This window comes from Type-C symbiont of Plautia stali (assembly GCF_059730935.1).
The window spans coordinates 610,571-626,467 of the sequence record NZ_AP035924.1 but is presented as its reverse complement, the minus strand read 5'-3'; the positions used below and the strand labels follow the sequence as shown (position 1 = coordinate 626,467).

Here is a 15,897-nt window from a genome sequence, read left to right as displayed (position 1 = left end):
GACAAGAGCGGGCATCCCGCCCGCTCTCTCTGTCAGTGAAAATCCGCTTACTGCACCACGAAACGCGCGACTGAGCCTTCCAGTGTCGACGCCTGATCGCGCAGTGCGCTGGCGGCGGCCGATGATTCCTGCACCAGCGCGGCGTTCTGCTGCGTCACGCTGTCCATCTGAACGATAGCGACGCCGACCTGCGAAATGCCGCGATTCTGCTCATCGGATGCCTGCGCGATTTCGGCGAGGATGCTGGTTACGTTGCCAACGGAATGTACAATTTCATCCATGGTTTTACCGGCCTGACCTACCAGCTGTGAACCACTGCTGATACGCGCCACCGATTCGCCAATCAGGGTTTCGATCTCTTTGGCCGCCTGAGCGCTGCGCTGCGCCAGACTGCGCACCTCACTGGCGACCACGGCAAAGCCGCGTCCCTGCTCACCGGCGCGCGCTGCTTCTACTGCTGCGTTTAACGCCAGGATATTGGTCTGGAAAGCAATGCTGTTGATGACGGTGGTGATTTCGGCGATTTTGCCGGAGCTGGCGCTGATCTGGTCCATGGTTTCAACCACGCCTTTGACCAGCGAGCCGCCCTGATTGGCCTTCTCTGAAGTGGCACGCGCCAGTTCGCTGGAGTGATGAATGTTTTCCACGTTCTGCTTCACGGTAGCGGTTAACTGCTCCATGCTGGCTGCCGTCTGCTCCAGCGCGGCCGCCTGCTCCTCGGTGCGGGCGGAAAGATCGTTATTGCCTGCGGCAATTTCTGCGGAAGCGTGGCTGACCTGCATCACGCCGCTGCGAATGTTACCAATGATGCCGCGCAGATCGTTGCTCATCTCACCGACCGCCTGCATCAGCTCGCCCAGTTCGTCCTTACGCGAAGTTTGCAGCTGTACGCTCAAATCTCCCTGCGCAATCTGCCGCGCGACGTTCAGTGTTACCGCTAAAGGACGGGTAATCTGCCGGGTGATAAACACCGCAATCAGAATGCTGATTACCACAGCCGCCGCCAGGATCAGCGACATCCACAGGATTGCCCGGGCGATATCCTGGTGCGTGGCGGCCAGCTGCTGGGTAAATAATTGATTACTGGTATTAGTCAGATGCAGGCCCGCGATGGCAAGCTGGCGGGTCGCTTCCACTTCTTCTTCCGCGGAGGCGTTGTAGTCCTGCACGCTGTCGCGTCTGGCCGCCAGCGTTACGGCAATTTTATCCAGCGCGTTGCTGTCATCAGCGCTCAGGCGTGGTCGAGCCTGGTCAATGAGTTGAATCGTTTCAGCTATAAAGCCTGACAAAGCCAGACGGTTTTCTTCACTGTTGTCCAGTGCCATCAGCTTTACACGAATACTGATACCATTCAGATATTTAGCGATTTCATTGAGCGCGGTTTCCGTATCCTGCTGTGTGCTGACGTAGTTTCTGGCCAGCGCGGCAACCGCCGTGGTTTCGTCACTGAAGCGCAGCGCCTGCAGAATGCTCTGGCGCTTATGCACTTCGTTCACCGTTTCTGCACGATGCTGACGATAAAGGTTCATCGCAGCCGGCAGAGAGGCAATCAGCGCGGTCTGCGCGCTATCCCATCGCCAGGTTTTCAGCTGGTTGATACTGCCCTCAATCGCCTGCAGTCGCGATTCGTTGTCGGCAATGAATTTTTCATCGTGGGTTTTTACGTATTGCAGGCGGGCATCTTTAGCCTGCGCAAACTGATCGTTGATGCCTTTCAACTGGCTGAGTTTTTCCGCACGTTCCGCGATGTCGTGCAGGTTTTTGATGCCACAGGAAGCTACAGCAATGCTGAGGGTAAGCAGCACACCAAACCCGAGCATGAGTTTTCTGCTGACTCTGATATCTTCCAAAAAAACACGTATTTTTTTCATTAAGGTGAATCTCCCTGGTTGTTGTTGTCCACGCTTTTGCCTGATGGCAATGGCGTTATCGGCAGGGAGATGATTAATTTCAATTAAAATAATTAAAAAACATATAATCACCTAAATTTATTAGATGAGCTATGCTTGGGGAAGGGCTGCAACGGTAGGGCAGGCGTGGAGCTCGGGTTTTCTGTTTTAGACTGGTACTGATTTTGGCGGATAGCGGTGCGGGGGAAAGTATTGACGCAACCTGCCGGTTTGTCAAAGCGCCGGGATTTCAGGCGAAGGGCCCGATAGCCCTCAGGCCAGGCGTTGCGCCTGAGGACATTCCGCTACGCCTGAAATTCTCAGGACTCCGCTGGCTGGTTCGTCAGCCACTAAGCGGCGCTGGTGGTGGCAATGTGTTCGCGGTAATTAAACGTTTCCTGTTTAGGCCATGCCACACCGTCCGGACGGGCAAAGGCCAGCCGGTAGGCCGCGCCAGTGTCATGGGGATGACGCTCTGCATCTTCCCGTAGCCTTTCCCGGCTAAGTAATACTCGCCTGACCGCGCTTTGCCAGTGAGATTGCATCAGGTCAGCCAGCTCTGCGTAAGTCAGCGTATCGCCAGCGATATAAACAATGTCGTTCTGAAAAGCGGGCTGATGAAAGAAGATATCGGCTGTCAGCTGCCCGATGTCGTCTGGCGTGGTGAGTGTCAGGGCATAGTTCCAGTCACCGAGGGCATAAACCGTTTTATTCCCGGCATCGATCACGCCAAAATCGGGTTCAAACAGATAGCTGGTAAAAATACCGGTCGAAACAATTACCCAGTCAGTGTTGCTTTGGGCGCGCAGCAGGTGGCGCACTTCAAGCTGCTCATCCCATACCGGTTGCCCACTCTCTTTGCCGATAACGTCATAATCCACGCCAAACTGCCAGGGAAAATAGCGGGCGACACCCGCCTTCAGCACGGCCTGAGTAATTCTGAGCTGCGTTCCCGGCCCGCCGACAAAACCACTGCAATTAATGATGGCATCATAAGTGCGAAATAATGCTGAGAGTTCGCTCAGGCTATTTTTCTGCAGGTCGCCTTCCGCCACAGTGATATTTAGCTTTTGCAGCGCATCCAGCCGGGTTTTAAGTGGGCCGGACGTGGCATGCGCAGCCTCGCTTCTGAGTAATACACTTATTTTAATCAGAGGATGTTGCTGCACTTTTTTAGCCATGGCGTTTAACACCGCCATGCCTAATTCTCCTGCGCCGAGGATAAGAATATTTTCGACATGTTGATCAACGGGTAGCATGCTTGTCTCCTTAGGTTATATCCGTCATCCTGACAGCGGACAAACCCTGATTCAATCAGGTACACCCGTGATACCGGAGGAGAGATGGAACCCAATCGCGAAGCCCTGCTGCAGTTTTCCAGACAATTTTGTGAGGCGTTGAGTCACGATGATGAAACATTAAAGCGTGAAATTCTTTCACACGCCGGCAATCGCTGGTCGCTGGGTATATTGCATATTCTGGCCACCCATGGACCGTTGCGCCATGCAGAAATTGGTCGTTTACTACATGGTGTCACGCAACGAATGCTGACGCGCACACTGCGTACGCTTGAGCGTGACGGTCTTATTTCCCGTTGTGATTATCAGGAAAAAGTACCGCGTGTCGTTTATACGGCCACGGACGCGGGCGAAGAAATGATGATGAAAATGATGCCGCTCTGGGCGTGGATTATTTCGTCGGCCGACTATTTTAAGCAAAGCAGAATTACGTTTGATACTCCTCATCAGTAATGGCATTAAATTGCGCGATGACGACCTTGCTGAGGATGCGTGATTATTTCCCTGCTGCCAATAGTGCAATTTTTTTGCACTATTAATCCTGTCCCGGTTTTGGCAGGTTGTCTCGTGAGAATTCACGCATTGAGAGCAGCACGGGCATCAGATTATGGCCTGCATGCGTGAGTGCGTATTCAACACGCGGGGGCTGTTCACCAAAATCAGTGCGGGTTATCAGCCCATCACGTTCAAGCTTGCGCAAATGTTGAGTCAGTACTTTATGCGATATCTCCGGCATACTCTTCATGAATTGCGAGTGACGCATCACAGGCTCCGCAAATAATCTGAATAAAATCTGCAGTGTCCATCTGCCGGAAATAATAGTTAAACATTGCGTGACATAAGCGACCAGAACCTTCTGGTCCGAGACAACGTGTTTTCTCATCATCGCCTACAGGCACTTTCAGGTGCGTAATTGATTCATTCATCAGTTTATTTTCCAATAGATTTTTCACGTATTCTGGAGAACAGTAATGGATCTGAAACTCGACGGCAAAAGTGCTCTGATAACGGGTAGCACCAAAGGTATTGGAGAAGCGGTAGCCAGAGGGCTTGCCGCTGAAGGCACCCGCGTTATTATACATGGCCGGGATCCGGCTAAAGCTGAAAATATCGCCAGCGATATCATAAAGCAAGGTGGACAAGCGTACGCAGTAACGGGAGATTTAACCCGTGAGGCAGATATTCAACTGCTTTATCAGCAAGTGTGTTCGCTTGTACAATCCATTGATATTGTTGTTAATAATGCGGGTGGCTCCGGCCCCACAGAGGACTGGACGTCTTCTTTGCCAGAAACCTGGGCGGCTGGGTATGATAAAAATGTCCTTTCAGCCTTACGTGTCATTAATCTTTTTCTTCCTGGGATGCGTGAACAAAAATGGGGCAGAATCATTAATATTTCGAGCCTGGCAGCGTTGATGCCTCCCGCCAGGCGTCCGGATTATGCTGCTGCTAAAGCAGGGATTATTGCCATGACCTCATCGCTGGCAAAAGCGGTCGCACACGATGGTGTAACCGTAAATACTCTCTCACCGGGTACTATTCATAGTGCAAGCCTCGAAAAAGCATTTCGTCAAACGGCCAAAGATGCAGGGTTTTCAGCTGACGCGCCCTGGGAAGATATTGAACAGGCCGTATTGCCCCTGTATGCCAATGTGCCCATGGCGCGCGTTGGGACGCTCAAAGAAATAGCGGACGCCATCACCTTTCTGGCCAGCCCGTTGTCGGGTTACATAACGGGTTCAAATTTAAGGCTTGATGGCGGTATGTGGCCCGGACTTTAAAGCCAGCCGCACAACATCCTGAATAAAATCTCTGTTTCAGCTAGTACTTCATTCGATGACATCATCACAGCCGATTTAATTATCAGAACTGGGCGGGCTGCTGTTGCAGCCCTGCTTATACCCTAACGTCATCCTCTTCATGATGCGCGCAGTTCCGGTCGGTATGCCCAATCCTGTTTATTGACAGTCCACGCCTGGTCATGCATATTGTTATGTTATAACGTAACAATGAAAGTACCATGATGAAAAACTCGCTCTCCCTGCTTATTGCGGCGCTGCTGTCGCTTCCTGTATTCAATGCTAATGCCAGTAACTATCCGCTCACCGTTGATAACTGCGGTGTCAAAGAGACCTTCGCTCATCCGCCTGCGCGCGTCGTCACCGTTGGCCAGCATGAAACGGAACTGCTGCTGGCGCTCGGTCTGGCAGATAAAATTGCCGCAACCTCGGTGTGGTTTGGCGCGCTGCCCGCCGATTTGCAAGGGCAGGGCAGCCAGCTTAAACGGCTGGCCGATAACGCCCCAGGCTTTGAAGCGGTGGTGGCGCAGCGCCCGGAGCTGGTGCTGGCGCAGTACAGCTGGCACGTCGGGCCGCAGGGTGAAGTCGCCACGCGTGAACAGTTTGAACAGCTCGGCATCCGAACCTGGATTTCGCCTGCCGACTGCATCGGCAAAGCCGTCACCACCACGTCCAATAGCGACGGTGCACGCACAACACCGTATGGGATCGAGGTGATCTTTGCGGAAATCAGCGCGCTGGCGCGCATTTTTGATGTGCCGGCGCGTGGCGAAGCGCTCAAACAGCAACTGGCCGCTCGTATAGCACAGGTTCAGCAACAGCTGCACAAATCGCCGTCAGCGCCTCTGAAGGTGGTTTACTGGTTTTCCAGCCCGCGCCTGAAAGGCGATCCCTGGGTCGCCGGCAATAAAGGGGCGCCGGGCTGGATCAGCCAGACGCTCGGTCTGACTAACATTATCGATTCAGACGAAGAGTGGCCGGCGGTCACGTGGGAGCACATTGTCTCCGCGCAGCCGGACATCATCGTTATTGCCAGCATGGCGCGGCGGCTCTATCCCGCCGATGACGTCGCGGTTAAAAAACACTTTCTGCAAAGCGATCCGGTGACGCGTGAAATGCCAGCGGTGAAAAACGGCCACATCGTGGTGGTACCGGCCATGTCACTGAATCCCTCGTTGCGCAACGTAGAGGCCGTGGAGCTGATCGGTCAGCAGATCGCTGCTTTCGCACCTGCCCGATGAGCGCTCACGCTGTCTGTTACTGGCGCACCGGCCTGCTGATTGCTGCGGGCGCGCTCAGCCTGCCGGTGATGATGACGCTGGCCGCGGCGACCGGCGATGTCGCGATCAGCTTTACCCTGACCGCGCAGGCCATCACCAATGGTCTTGGCATTACGCATTACGACCTGCCGGCGTTGGAAGCCGGCATCGTCTGGCAATACCGCATGAGTCGCGCGCTGATGGCGGCGAGCAGCGGCGGCGGGCTGGCACTGTGTGGGCTGGTGTTGCAGTCGTTGCTGCGCAATTCGCTGGCCGACCCTTATCTGCTGGGGATTTCCGCCGGTGCATCAACCGGCGCGGTGTGCGTGATGCTGCTTGGCATCGGCGGCGGCGCCATCACCACCGGTGCCGGCGCGTTTGGCGGTGCCTGTCTTGCATTTATGCTGATTGTTCTGCTCTCCGGCGGCATGCGGGAAAACACCGCGCGCATCATTCTGGCCGGTATTGCCGGGACGCAATTATTTAATGCGCTGACCGCTTACATTGTCAGCACGGCGGCCAATGCTGAGCAGTCGCGCGGCGTGATGTTCTGGCTGCTCGGCAGCCTGAGCGGCGTGCGCTGGGCAGATGCATTACTGTGTTTTGCCGTAACCCTCGCCGGTCTGCTGACTGTGCTCTACCATGCGCGCGCGCTGGATACCTTCTCGTTTGGCGCGGAAGTTTCCGCGACGCTGGGCACGCAGGTTTCAGCGGTGCGCATCGTATTACTGCTGACCACTGCGTTAGTGACGGCGGTGATCGTCAGCGCGATTGGTGCGGTCGGTTTTGTCGGGCTGGTGATCCCGCATATCACCCGCATGATTGCCGGGCAGCGTCATCTGGTGACGATTCCCCTCGCATTCCTGGGCGGCTGCCATTTCATGGTGATTGCCGACCTGGTATCGCGCACGTTAATCACCCATCAGGTGCTGCCGATAGGCGTGGTGACAGCGTTAGTCGGCGCCCCGGTGTTCGCCCTGATTCTGTATCGCAACCGGGAGAAATCATGAAGTATGTCGCGGTGGATAAACTGAGCGTGACGCTACAGGCGCGCAGCGTGTTATCTGACATCAGTTTTGCGGCGCAGCGGGGACAAACGGTCGGGTTGCTCGGCCCCAATGGCTCGGGCAAATCGACGCTCATCCGTGCGCTGGCGGGCGTTCAGCCCTGTGCTTATGACGGGCTGGAGATGGGCGGCACGCGGCTGAACCAACTCAGCCGGCGGCAGCGTGCCCGTACGCTGGCCTTCGTGCCGCAGCATGCCGAAATGGAAGCTGAGATGTGCGTCAGCGACATCGTGCGTCTGGGACGGGCGCCGCATCGCAACGCGTTCAGCCCATGGCGGATGGCAGATGAAACGGCGGTGCAGCACGCGCTGTCGCTGATGAAACTGGATGCGCTGGCCGGGCGGTCGTGGCAGCGCCTGTCCGGTGGCGAACGCCAGCGCTGCCAGATCGCGCGTGCGCTTGCGCAGCAGCCGGATATTCTGTTGCTGGATGAGCCGATTAACCATCTGGATATTCAGTTTCAGCTTGAGCTAATGCGGCTGATTGCCGCACTGCCGGTCACGGTGATTGTGGCCCTGCACGACCTGAATCTGGCGGCAAAATTTTGCCAGCATCTGGTGGTGCTGCAGCAAGGGCAAGTGGTGGCGAGCGGTGAGCCCGCCGCCGTGCTGACGCCTGCCCTGATTCAGCGGACGTGGCAGGTCGAGGCCATCGTCAACCGCAGCGAGCGCGGCACCATGAATATTCAGTACGCCTGAACCGGGCTGATCTTAACGTTCGTCGAACGGCACGCCGCCCTTGGATTTATGATGCTTCGGCGTTTCGATAATCGACACGGTGACCACATCAGCATCGATCTCAAACGAATCCACCACCGCCTGGGTGATGGCTTTGAGTAACTTTTTCTTCTGCTCAACGCTACGGCCTTCCGCAGCATAAACGACAATCTCTGGCATAACGGCGTTTCCTCACGGGTTAGAGTTCTTCTCAAGCATACCTCAGCCACGCTGCCGCGCGCAGCGTTAACCTGTCGCGACGGTTAAAAGGCAACAAGCGCCTGACGAATTCCCTGCAATCACCGTGTGTTAAAGTGTGAATTGTTATGTTATAACGTAATTGATTCGATGATAGTGTAACGGTTTATTCGGAAAATTTAATGAAATCAATGCAAAATTTGCTGATCGCTGCGGCGCTCGGCCTGGCTTCCTGCGCCGTTGTGGCGGCGAGCACCCCCGAAAAACCGGTGCGGATTGCCGCACCGTTTGAAATTAAAGGCAGCGATCCGGCGCTCTCCGGCGACATTCTGTTGCGCATGGATGTGGTTGAAACGCTGGTAGAAGTGAACGAACGCGGTGAGCCGGTGGCGGCGCTGGCGCAGCGCTGGCAGGTCTCTGACGATGGGCTGCGCTGGCAGTTCCAGCTGCGCGACGGCGTGCATTTTCACGATGGCTCGCTGCTGGATGCGGTTGCCGTGGTGAAATCACTCAACACCGCACGCGGCAAAGCGGGCTTACTGGACAAAACGCCAATCGCCGACATCAGCGGGGCAGGGCAGCTTGTCACCATCACGCTGCGTGAACCCTTCACGCCGCTGCTGTCGGTCCTGGCGGAAAGCCGCTCGCAAATCCTCGCACTGGCCAGCTGGGATGCGCAGGGCAACATCACGCGCATTATTGGCAGCGGGCCGTTTACGCTCACTTCCTTCCAGCCGCCGCAGTCGCTGACGGTGGCGCGCTTCGCGGATTACTGGGGCGAGAAACCGGCGATTGCCGCCGCCAGCTATCTGGCGACCGGCCGCGCGGAAACCCGTGCGCTGCTGGCAGAAAGCGGTGATGCAGATTACGTGTTTAACCTTGATGCCGCCAGCCGGCAGCGGCTGGCACGCAAAGCGTCGCTGCACATCCCGGCGATTCCGGTGCCGCGCACGTTGATGCTGAAGCTTAATCTGGCCGATCCGCTGCTGGCGGAACTGCCGGTGCGTGAGGCGATCAGCATGGCGATCGATCGCAACGCGCTGGCGCAGGCGGTGCTGCGTTATCCGGGCGCAGCCAGCCAGCTGTTTCCCCCTAACATGGCAGAGTGGCACAACCCGGCACTCACGCCGCTGCACTATCAGCCGCAGCAGGCTGCTCAGTTATTACAGTCGGCCGGCTGGCAACGCGGCGCGGATGGCGTACTGACACGCAACGGCCAGCGCTTCAGCCTGACGCTGCTGACCTATCCCGATCGCCCTGAGCTGCCGCTGATGGCGATGGTGATTCAGCAGCAGCTGCGTCAGGTCGGCATAGACGTGCGAATCAACGCGACCAACGCCAGCGAGATCCCGGCGCAGCACCACAACAACCGTCTGCAGCTGGCGCTGTTTGCGCGTAATTTTGCCCTGACGCCCGATCCGACCGGAACGCTGCTGCAGGATTATGGCACCCACGGCGGTGACTGGGGGGCGATGAACTGGCATGCGGCAGGCTTCGACGCGGCGCTCCACACGCTGACGCAATCCACCGATGGCGCAGCCCGCGCCGGGGCGCGCAGCGTCATCACCCGCGCGCTGCAACAGGAACTGCCGGTGATTCCGCTGGCCTGGTATCAGCAGTCGGCGGCGGTTAACAGCCAGCTGCAGGGCGTCAAACTCGATCCGTTTGAACGCCACTTCGGCCTGCGCCAGATGCACTGGGGGAGCCATGATTAAACAACTCAGCTGGCGCATGGCGCAGGCGCTGTTCGTGGTGCTGGCGGTAGGATTACTGACCTGGCTGCTGGTGCAGGCGCTGCCGGGCGACATGGCGTGGCGTATCGCCTCGGGGCGCTATGGTTACGATCGCGTCGATGCCGACGCGGTGGCGCGGGTACAGCAGGAGCTGAACGGCGCGCTTAACGGCGGCAGTGCGTTGATGCACTGGCTCTTCGATCTGCTGCAGTTTAACTTTGGCCGCTCGCTGGTTTCCGGTGAGCCGGTGATGGATGAGCTGCGCTGGCAGCTGGGCCAGACGCTGGCGCTGGCGGGCGTCTCGCTGCTGCTGGCGTTACTACTGACGCTGCCGCTCGGCATCTGGGCCGGTTGCCACGCCAACGGCCGGCTTGACCGTGCGCTGTTCTGGCTGACCGCCTTGCTGAAATCGGTGCCGCATTTTGCACTCGGCATGTTGCTGATCCTGCTGTTCGCGCTGCAACTCGACTGGCTGCCGAGCGCCGGTCACGGCGAGCTGCGCCATTTCCTGTTGCCGGCACTGACGCTGGCCCTGTCGCTGACGGCCGTCGGCGTGCGCGTGGTGCGCGAAGCCACCTGGCAGGTGGTGTCGTCCGGCTACTATCGCTGGGGAGCGCAAAAAGGACTGGCACCCGCGCGCCTGCTGCTGCGTCACGGCCTGCGTAATCTGAGCGCGCCGGTGCTGACGTGGTTTGGCATGCAGTTTGTCTGGCTGGTGGAAGGCGTGGTGGTGGTGGAAACCCTGTTTGCGTGGCCGGGAATCGGTCACGCTCTGGTGCACGCCATTTTTGCGCGTGACGTGCCGGTAATTCAGGCCAGCGCCATGACGCTCGGCCTGCTGTTTGTCCTGCTGAACATGCTGGTGGATGCCGGTTGTCATCTGCTCGATCCCCGGGGGGCGCGCACATGAAGATGACGTTTTCACGCTGGGTGGGTCTGGTACTGCTGGTGGCGCTGCTGGCTTACGCGTTTGTGCTGCCGCTGATTCAGCACGGCGATCCGCTACAGCAGGATTTGCTGCAGATGTTACAGACGCCGAACCGCAGCCATTTGCTTGGTTTCGACCATCTCGGTCGCGATATGTTAACGCGCCTCAGCGCCGCGCTGCGTCTGTCACTCGGGCTGGCAGCCCTGTGCGTGATCAGTGCGCTGATAGCGGGCGTGTTCACCGGTGTGCTCAGTGCGCTGTACGGTGGCTGGCCTGAGCGATTGCTGAGCATCGTCGGCGATATGTGCCTCGCGCTGCCGGGATTGCTGCTGGTATTGCTGCTGGCCGCCATTGCGCCAGACGCGCCGCAGATGCTGTGGCTGGGCATTTCGCTGGTGCTGTGGGTGGAATTTTTCCGCGTCACGCGTGCCACGCTGCGGCCAATTGTGCAGGCGCCCGGTATGCAGGCCAGCAAACTGCTCGGGTTCTCTGCCTGGTATCGTTTTCGTCATCATCTGTGGCCTGCGCTGGCACCGGTACTGCTGACGCTGACCTTGTTCTCTTTCAGCAGCGCCATCATGGCGGTGTCGGCGCTCGGTTTTATCAGCGTTGGCGTGCGTCCGCCCACGCCGGAGCTGGGCCTGATGATGACCGAACTGCTGCCGTTTGCGTGGGAAGCGCCGTGGCTACTGATGCAGCCGGTAGCCGCACTGTTTTTACTGTTGATCAGCCTCAATCTGCTGATGAAAAAGGAGCGATGATGAAGGGATTACAGATCACCGGGCTGAGCGTTGCCACAGCGACTGAAACACTGGTTGAGCCGGTGGATGTGCGGCTACAACCTGGTCGGCCGCTGACGCTGCTCGGCGAAACCGGATCGGGGAAAAGTCTGCTGGCGCAGGCGATCATGGGGATATTGCCGCCATCGCTGCAGGCCAGCGGTGAGTTGATGATCAACGGCAGACGCTTTCAGCTGCCGCAGGATACGGCGCAGCTGCGTCGGTTGTGGGGCAATACGCTGGCTTCGCTGCCGCAGGAGCCGTGGTTGTCGCTCGATCCGACCATGGCGATTCAGCAACAGGTGGCGGAAGGGCATCGCTTCGTGCGCGGTTTGCCGCCCGCCGCCAGCGCTGCAGCGGCGCAGCAGGATCTGCAGCAGCTTGGCCTGGCCGCGGCGGCACGGCGTTATCCGTGGCAGCTTTCCGGCGGCATGGCACAGCGCGCCGCGTTTGCGGCAGCCCGTGCCGGTGGCGCGCAGATTCTGATTGCCGATGAGCCGACCAAAGGGCTGGATGTGGCGCGCCGCGATGAAGTCAGCCAGCTGTTACAGCGCGAAGTGGCCGATGGCGGCATGCTGTTGACCATCACCCACGACATCGCCCTGGCACGCCAGCTGGGCGGCGACGTGCTGGTAATACATAAAGGCAGCGTGATTGAACAGGGCCCGGCGCAGCAGGTGTTGCAGTCACCGCAGCAGCCTTACACGCGCGCGCTGCTGGCTGCCGATCCGGCCGTCTGGCCCGCCCGACAACAAACGGTGATCGGTGCCAGGCCGGTGATCAGCGCCCAGGACATTGTGCTGGCGCGCGGGGGCAAAAGGCTGGGTGTGCCACGCGATTTCACGCTGCACGCCGGTGAAATCGTTGGCCTGCACGGTGCCAGCGGCAGCGGCAAAAGCAGCTTCGGCGACGTGCTGTTAGGGTTGCTCGCGCCGCAGCAGGGCCGCGTAACGCACCACGCTGATGCGGATGCGCTGAAATATCAGAAAATCTATCAGGATCCTTCCGCGCTGTTTCCGCCGCAGCGCACGCTGGGGCAAAGCATCAACGATGTGCTGCGGCGTCACGCTCTCCCGCCGGCACAGCGCGATGCGCTCATGGCGCGGCTGGCCTTGCATCCCGCGTTGCTGACGCGGCGACCAGAGGCGCTCTCCGGCGGCGAACTGCAGCGCTTCGCGCTGCTGCGGGTGATGCTGCTGCGGCCGGTATTTCTGTTTGCCGATGAGCCGACGTCACGCCTCGATCCGCTGGTGCAGCAGCAAACATGGCAGTTGATCGCGGAACTGGCGCGTGAGCAGCAGTGCGCGGTGCTGCTGGTGAGTCATGATCGCGATCTGCTGGAGAAAGGCACGCATCGGGTGATCGCCATGGAAGCGGCTTAGCGATCGGGCGGCTGGCTGTCACCGGGCCCGAGACTCCGTTGCATTACCACGGTGTCCAGCCAGCGGCCATGTTTGTAACCCACCGATTTCATCACGCCGGTGTGCTCAAAACCGAGCGCCCGGTGTACTCCCAGCGAGCCCTGGTTGGCGCTGTCACCGATAATCGCGATAATCTGGCGAAAGCCAGCGGCTTCGGCCAGCGCCACCGCTTTTTGCAGCAGCGCTTTACCGATACCGCGTCCGGTTTGCTGCGGGTCGAGATAGATAGAGTCTTCCAGCGTGAAGCGGTAGGCGTAACGCGGACGATACGGCGCCAGATAGCAGTAACCCAGCACCTGATCCTGCTCCTCAGCCACCAGCCAGTAACCGCCGCGCTCATGCACGTCATTAATGCGCCGCAGCATTTCACTCTCCGCCGGCGGTTCCGTTTCGAAGGTTGCGGTGCCGTGCAGCACGTGCCAGGCGTAAATCTTCTGTATCGCCGCCGCGTGATGCGGCTGCGCGGGAATAATGTCCATATGTTCCTGCTATTCTGCCAATGATGCTGACAGCATGCCACCGCGCTGCAGCGCAATCATCCGCATTAGTCATAGGAAATTGTGATATTCAGGCGCAGCGAAATTTCTTTAATTCTGCTCTGACAACTGTACTGCCATGGTGTCGGCTTCGAGCGCCTCAAAGATGTGCGGTTCATCGGCGGGATAACAAATATAATCGCCCGGGAACAGTTCGACCGGCGATTCCATCAGGCCAACCCGCGCGCGACCGCGTGCCAGGATGATGTGTTCGACGGAACCCGGTGGATGCGGTTTTGACGCGCGCGGTGCGCCGGGCTGGCTGGTAATCAAATACAGATCGCGGCGGCCGCCCGGCGGACAGCTGGCCAGTAGCGCGGCCTGAAAGTCTGCTAACTCTGCTGACACCACCATGCCTTCGCCACGCCGAATCACCTGCATCTTTTTCACTTCCGGCTCCATCAGCCGTGCAAACGGAATATTCAGCGCCACACACAGTGACCATAACGTCTCAATGCTGGGGTTACCGTTGCCTGCCTCCAGCTGCGACAGCGTTGACTTGGCGATGCCAGCGCGGCGCGCCACTTCCGTCAGCGAAAGTCCGGCACGCTGGCGTTCGCGCACCAGTCCGGCGGCAATGATAGCAATGGGCGGGGTCACAATTACTCCTGTTCTTTATATCGAACGATTTGTTCATCTTGTAAAACACGTACGGCGCGTTCATTATAACGGCTTTCTTGTTCGTTATGAGATCAAATTGTGATGCGTCTGGGTGCCGTACCGCTTGATCGCGGCGTATTGAAAGCGATCTTCCTTGTTTGTCTGGCCGACGGCATCGTTGGCCTTTCCTATGGTTCTCTTGCCGCTGCCGACGGTTTTCCGCTCTGGGTGCCGATTGCGCTCTCGACGCTGGTGCTGGCGGGGGCGTCCGAGTTTTTATTTATCGGCATCGTGGCGGGCGGCGGCAGTCCGCTAACAGCTGCCGCTGCCGGTTTACTGGTCAACGCACGTCATCTGCCGTTTGGCATTGCGGTGAAAGACCTGGTCGGGCAGGGCGGACGCAGCCTGCTGGGCTGCCATATCATGAATGACGAGAGCGTGGTGTTCGGTATTTCACAGCCGAAGCTGGCGCAGCGTCGGGCGGCTTACTGGATTTGCGGACTGGGTATTTTTGCCATCTGGCCGCTTACGGTGATTGCCGGTGCGGTGATTGGACGCTTTATTCCTGATGTGTCGGCGATTGGCCTGGACGCGGTGTTTCCGGCCATCCTGATCGCGCTGATTTTCCCAGCGCTGCGCCAGCGTCGCACGCGCATTCCGGCCACCCTCGGTGCACTGTTGTCCGTGCTGGCAACGCCTTTTGTGCCAGCCGGTATGCCAGTGCTGTTTTCTTTACTCGGTTTGCTGAGCTGGCGGGAGCGCAAAGATGCAAAATAGTTTAGTGATTGCCGGCATCGCGCTGCTGGCTGCAGGGACGTATGCGATTCGCTTTGCCGGTTACCGGCTGGGCAGCCGGATGCACATGTCGGAACGTGTGCGCAACATGCTGTCCGACGCGGCAACGGTCTTGCTGCTGGCTGTCGCTGTCACCACCGCGCTGTTTGAGGGCACCGATTTCGCCGGCGTTGCACGACTGACCGGCGTGTTGTTCGCGGTGTTTCTCGCCTGGCGTCGCGCGCCATTGATACTGGTAATCATCGGTGCGGCGGTGATGACGGCGCTGCTGCGCTATTTTGGCGTGCCGTAAGCGGCGGCGTTATCTTTTCATCACGTTTTTTTGCTACTGTGGCAAGTCCGCAGTTAGCTCAACAGGAGTAAAGATGACGCCGCGACTAGCCCACATTGATGAAACACCGGCGCTATGGCGAATCCGTAATCTGGCCATTCGGCATGGCTGTCGTGAGGTTTACTCCGCTGAGATCATTGCCGCATGGACGCCGGACGAATTACCGCATGCTTACTACGATGCCGTAAAAAATAATCCTTTTTATGTGATTGATGATGCAAAGCACGGTGTGGCTGCGACCGGCTTTCTCGATCTGCAAAGCGGCAGCGTTGAAGCGATTTTTACTTTGCCAGCCTGCCACGGTAAAGGCTATGCCAGTGCGATTATGCACGCCATTATTGCTGAAGCACGCCGTCGCGCGTTCAGCCACCTGACGCTGGCTGCGACACCGAATGCCAGTGGTTTTTATTTACGTCACGGTTTCAGCACGCTGCGCGAGGCGCTTTATCCCTCTACGCTGGCCGGTGCGGATTTAGCGTGTATCGAAATGCAGCTCAGGCTTTGCAGCTATGATTAGGGATAGTGAGTACAACAAGGACAACGCGAAA

General features: G+C 58.3%; 17 protein-coding genes and 1 pseudogene. 12 read left to right on the top strand and 6 right to left on the bottom strand.

Annotated features, from left to right (window positions below):
- Positions 1-47: 47 nt before the first annotated feature.
- Both AC6I7J_RS22105 and AC6I7J_RS22100 read right to left on the bottom strand, forming a co-directional pair.
- Positions 48-1,820: a methyl-accepting chemotaxis protein gene (locus AC6I7J_RS22105; protein ID WP_498007354.1), complete on the bottom strand. Its 1,773-nt coding sequence runs from the start codon at positions 1,818-1,820 to the stop codon at positions 48-50.
- A gap of 419 nt (positions 1,821-2,239) precedes the next feature.
- Positions 2,240-3,148, bottom strand: coding sequence for an aromatic alcohol reductase (locus tag AC6I7J_RS22100; RefSeq protein ID WP_498007353.1), 909 nt, complete (start codon positions 3,146-3,148; stop codon positions 2,240-2,242).
- A gap of 84 nt (positions 3,149-3,232) precedes the next feature.
- Here AC6I7J_RS22100 and AC6I7J_RS22095 point away from each other — a divergent pair, with 84 nt between their 5' ends.
- The gene (locus AC6I7J_RS22095) at positions 3,233-3,640 is read left to right on the top strand and encodes a winged helix-turn-helix transcriptional regulator (protein ID WP_132463356.1); all 408 of its coding nucleotides are present in this window, start codon (positions 3,233-3,235) and stop codon (positions 3,638-3,640) included.
- 82 nt (positions 3,641-3,722) lie between these two features.
- Here AC6I7J_RS22095 and AC6I7J_RS22090 read toward each other — a convergent pair.
- Positions 3,723-4,113: pseudogene (locus AC6I7J_RS22090) on the bottom strand (winged helix-turn-helix transcriptional regulator).
- A 45-nt stretch (positions 4,114-4,158) separates the two neighbouring features.
- Between AC6I7J_RS22090 and AC6I7J_RS22085 the strand changes: the two are divergent.
- The 4 genes from AC6I7J_RS22085 (at position 4,159) to AC6I7J_RS22070 (ending at position 8,010) form a co-directional block, all read left to right on the top strand.
- The gene (locus AC6I7J_RS22085; RefSeq protein WP_159377590.1) at positions 4,159-4,968 is read left to right on the top strand and encodes an SDR family NAD(P)-dependent oxidoreductase; all 810 of its coding nucleotides are present in this window, start codon (positions 4,159-4,161) and stop codon (positions 4,966-4,968) included.
- 239 nt (positions 4,969-5,207) lie between these two features.
- Positions 5,208-6,227, top strand: a complete 1,020-nt coding sequence (locus AC6I7J_RS22080) for an ABC transporter substrate-binding protein (protein WP_455934010.1) — start codon at positions 5,208-5,210, stop codon at positions 6,225-6,227.
- On the top strand, positions 6,224-7,255 hold the full coding sequence (locus AC6I7J_RS22075) for a FecCD family ABC transporter permease (RefSeq protein WP_498007352.1): 1,032 nt from the start codon (positions 6,224-6,226) through the stop codon (positions 7,253-7,255). Before AC6I7J_RS22080 ends, AC6I7J_RS22075 begins: the two co-directional genes overlap by 4 nt.
- The gene (locus tag AC6I7J_RS22070; protein WP_498007351.1) at positions 7,252-8,010 is read left to right on the top strand and encodes an ABC transporter ATP-binding protein; all 759 of its coding nucleotides are present in this window, start codon (positions 7,252-7,254) and stop codon (positions 8,008-8,010) included. Before AC6I7J_RS22075 ends, AC6I7J_RS22070 begins: the two co-directional genes overlap by 4 nt.
- Positions 8,011-8,022: 12 nt before the next feature.
- On the opposite strand, the gene AC6I7J_RS22065 is transcribed toward AC6I7J_RS22070, so the two are convergent.
- Positions 8,023-8,208, bottom strand: coding sequence for a tautomerase family protein (locus tag AC6I7J_RS22065; protein ID WP_021508848.1), 186 nt, complete (start codon positions 8,206-8,208; stop codon positions 8,023-8,025).
- Between the two features lie 200 nt (positions 8,209-8,408).
- Between AC6I7J_RS22065 and AC6I7J_RS22060 the strand changes: the two genes are divergently transcribed.
- From AC6I7J_RS22060 to AC6I7J_RS22045, 4 genes are read left to right on the top strand one after another with little or no spacing between them, the layout of a single operon-like run.
- Positions 8,409-9,941, top strand: a complete 1,533-nt coding sequence (locus AC6I7J_RS22060) for an ABC transporter substrate-binding protein (protein ID WP_159377593.1) — start codon at positions 8,409-8,411, stop codon at positions 9,939-9,941.
- Positions 9,934-10,869 (top strand): ABC transporter permease, encoded by a 936-nt coding sequence (locus AC6I7J_RS22055; RefSeq protein ID WP_498007350.1) that lies wholly within the window; start codon positions 9,934-9,936, stop codon positions 10,867-10,869. The genes AC6I7J_RS22060 and AC6I7J_RS22055 overlap by 8 nt, the downstream gene beginning before the upstream one ends.
- A gap of 2 nt (positions 10,870-10,871) precedes the next feature.
- Positions 10,872-11,648, top strand: coding sequence for an ABC transporter permease (locus tag AC6I7J_RS22050; RefSeq protein WP_081317665.1), 777 nt, complete (start codon positions 10,872-10,874; stop codon positions 11,646-11,648).
- Positions 11,648-13,048, top strand: coding sequence for an ABC transporter ATP-binding protein (locus AC6I7J_RS22045; protein WP_346818389.1), 1,401 nt, complete (start codon positions 11,648-11,650; stop codon positions 13,046-13,048). Before AC6I7J_RS22050 ends, AC6I7J_RS22045 begins: the two co-directional genes overlap by 1 nt.
- On the opposite strand, the gene AC6I7J_RS22040 is transcribed toward AC6I7J_RS22045, so the two are convergent.
- Together AC6I7J_RS22040 and AC6I7J_RS22035 are read right to left on the bottom strand one after the other, a co-directional pair.
- Complete coding sequence (locus AC6I7J_RS22040; RefSeq protein ID WP_058776198.1) at positions 13,045-13,566, bottom strand: GNAT family N-acetyltransferase; 522 nt, start codon at positions 13,564-13,566, stop codon at positions 13,045-13,047. The genes AC6I7J_RS22045 and AC6I7J_RS22040 overlap by 4 nt on opposite strands.
- Positions 13,567-13,674: 108 nt before the next feature.
- A complete protein-coding gene (locus AC6I7J_RS22035; protein ID WP_021508854.1) occupies positions 13,675-14,223 on the bottom strand; it encodes a helix-turn-helix domain-containing protein in 549 nt (182 codons plus the stop codon).
- Between the two features lie 102 nt (positions 14,224-14,325).
- On the opposite strand from AC6I7J_RS22035, the gene AC6I7J_RS22030 reads away from it, so the two are divergent.
- The 3 genes from AC6I7J_RS22030 (at position 14,326) to AC6I7J_RS22020 (ending at position 15,866) form a co-directional block, all read left to right on the top strand.
- The gene (locus tag AC6I7J_RS22030; RefSeq protein ID WP_021508855.1) at positions 14,326-15,000 is read left to right on the top strand and encodes an AzlC family ABC transporter permease; all 675 of its coding nucleotides are present in this window, start codon (positions 14,326-14,328) and stop codon (positions 14,998-15,000) included.
- Positions 14,990-15,310, top strand: coding sequence for an AzlD domain-containing protein (locus AC6I7J_RS22025; RefSeq protein WP_021508856.1), 321 nt, complete (start codon positions 14,990-14,992; stop codon positions 15,308-15,310). Before AC6I7J_RS22030 ends, AC6I7J_RS22025 begins: the two co-directional genes overlap by 11 nt.
- A gap of 73 nt (positions 15,311-15,383) precedes the next feature.
- Positions 15,384-15,866: a GNAT family N-acetyltransferase gene (locus AC6I7J_RS22020; protein WP_498007349.1), complete on the top strand. Its 483-nt coding sequence runs from the start codon at positions 15,384-15,386 to the stop codon at positions 15,864-15,866.
- Positions 15,867-15,897: the final 31 nt, after the last annotated feature.

What these genes read in the sequence shown, in the direction of transcription:
- AC6I7J_RS22080 (WP_455934010.1), top strand. Translation starts at nt 5,208, where the DNA reads ATGATGAAAAACTCGCTCTCCCTGCTTATTGCGGCGCTGCTGTCGCTT.
- AC6I7J_RS22075 (WP_498007352.1), top strand. Translation starts at nt 6,224, where the DNA reads ATGAGCGCTCACGCTGTCTGTTACTGGCGCACCGGCCTGCTGATTGCT.
- AC6I7J_RS22030 (WP_021508855.1), top strand. Translation starts at nt 14,326, where the DNA reads ATGCGTCTGGGTGCCGTACCGCTTGATCGCGGCGTATTGAAAGCGATC.
- AC6I7J_RS22070 (WP_498007351.1), top strand. Translation starts at nt 7,252, where the DNA reads ATGAAGTATGTCGCGGTGGATAAACTGAGCGTGACGCTACAGGCGCGC.
- AC6I7J_RS22045 (WP_346818389.1), top strand. Translation starts at nt 11,648, where the DNA reads ATGAAGGGATTACAGATCACCGGGCTGAGCGTTGCCACAGCGACTGAA.
- AC6I7J_RS22060 (WP_159377593.1), top strand. Translation starts at nt 8,409, where the DNA reads ATGAAATCAATGCAAAATTTGCTGATCGCTGCGGCGCTCGGCCTGGCT.
- AC6I7J_RS22105 (WP_498007354.1), bottom strand. Translation starts at nt 1,820, where the DNA reads ATGCTCGGGTTTGGTGTGCTGCTTACCCTCAGCATTGCTGTAGCTTCC.
- AC6I7J_RS22050 (WP_081317665.1), top strand. Translation starts at nt 10,872, where the DNA reads ATGACGTTTTCACGCTGGGTGGGTCTGGTACTGCTGGTGGCGCTGCTG.
- AC6I7J_RS22040 (WP_058776198.1), bottom strand. Translation starts at nt 13,566, where the DNA reads ATGGACATTATTCCCGCGCAGCCGCATCACGCGGCGGCGATACAGAAG.
- AC6I7J_RS22100 (WP_498007353.1), bottom strand. Translation starts at nt 3,148, where the DNA reads ATGCTACCCGTTGATCAACATGTCGAAAATATTCTTATCCTCGGCGCA.
- AC6I7J_RS22025 (WP_021508856.1), top strand. Translation starts at nt 14,990, where the DNA reads ATGCAAAATAGTTTAGTGATTGCCGGCATCGCGCTGCTGGCTGCAGGG.
- AC6I7J_RS22065 (WP_021508848.1), bottom strand. Translation starts at nt 8,208, where the DNA reads ATGCCAGAGATTGTCGTTTATGCTGCGGAAGGCCGTAGCGTTGAGCAG.
- AC6I7J_RS22020 (WP_498007349.1), top strand. Translation starts at nt 15,384, where the DNA reads ATGACGCCGCGACTAGCCCACATTGATGAAACACCGGCGCTATGGCGA.
- AC6I7J_RS22095 (WP_132463356.1), top strand. Translation starts at nt 3,233, where the DNA reads ATGGAACCCAATCGCGAAGCCCTGCTGCAGTTTTCCAGACAATTTTGT.
- AC6I7J_RS22055 (WP_498007350.1), top strand. Translation starts at nt 9,934, where the DNA reads ATGATTAAACAACTCAGCTGGCGCATGGCGCAGGCGCTGTTCGTGGTG.
- AC6I7J_RS22085 (WP_159377590.1), top strand. Translation starts at nt 4,159, where the DNA reads ATGGATCTGAAACTCGACGGCAAAAGTGCTCTGATAACGGGTAGCACC.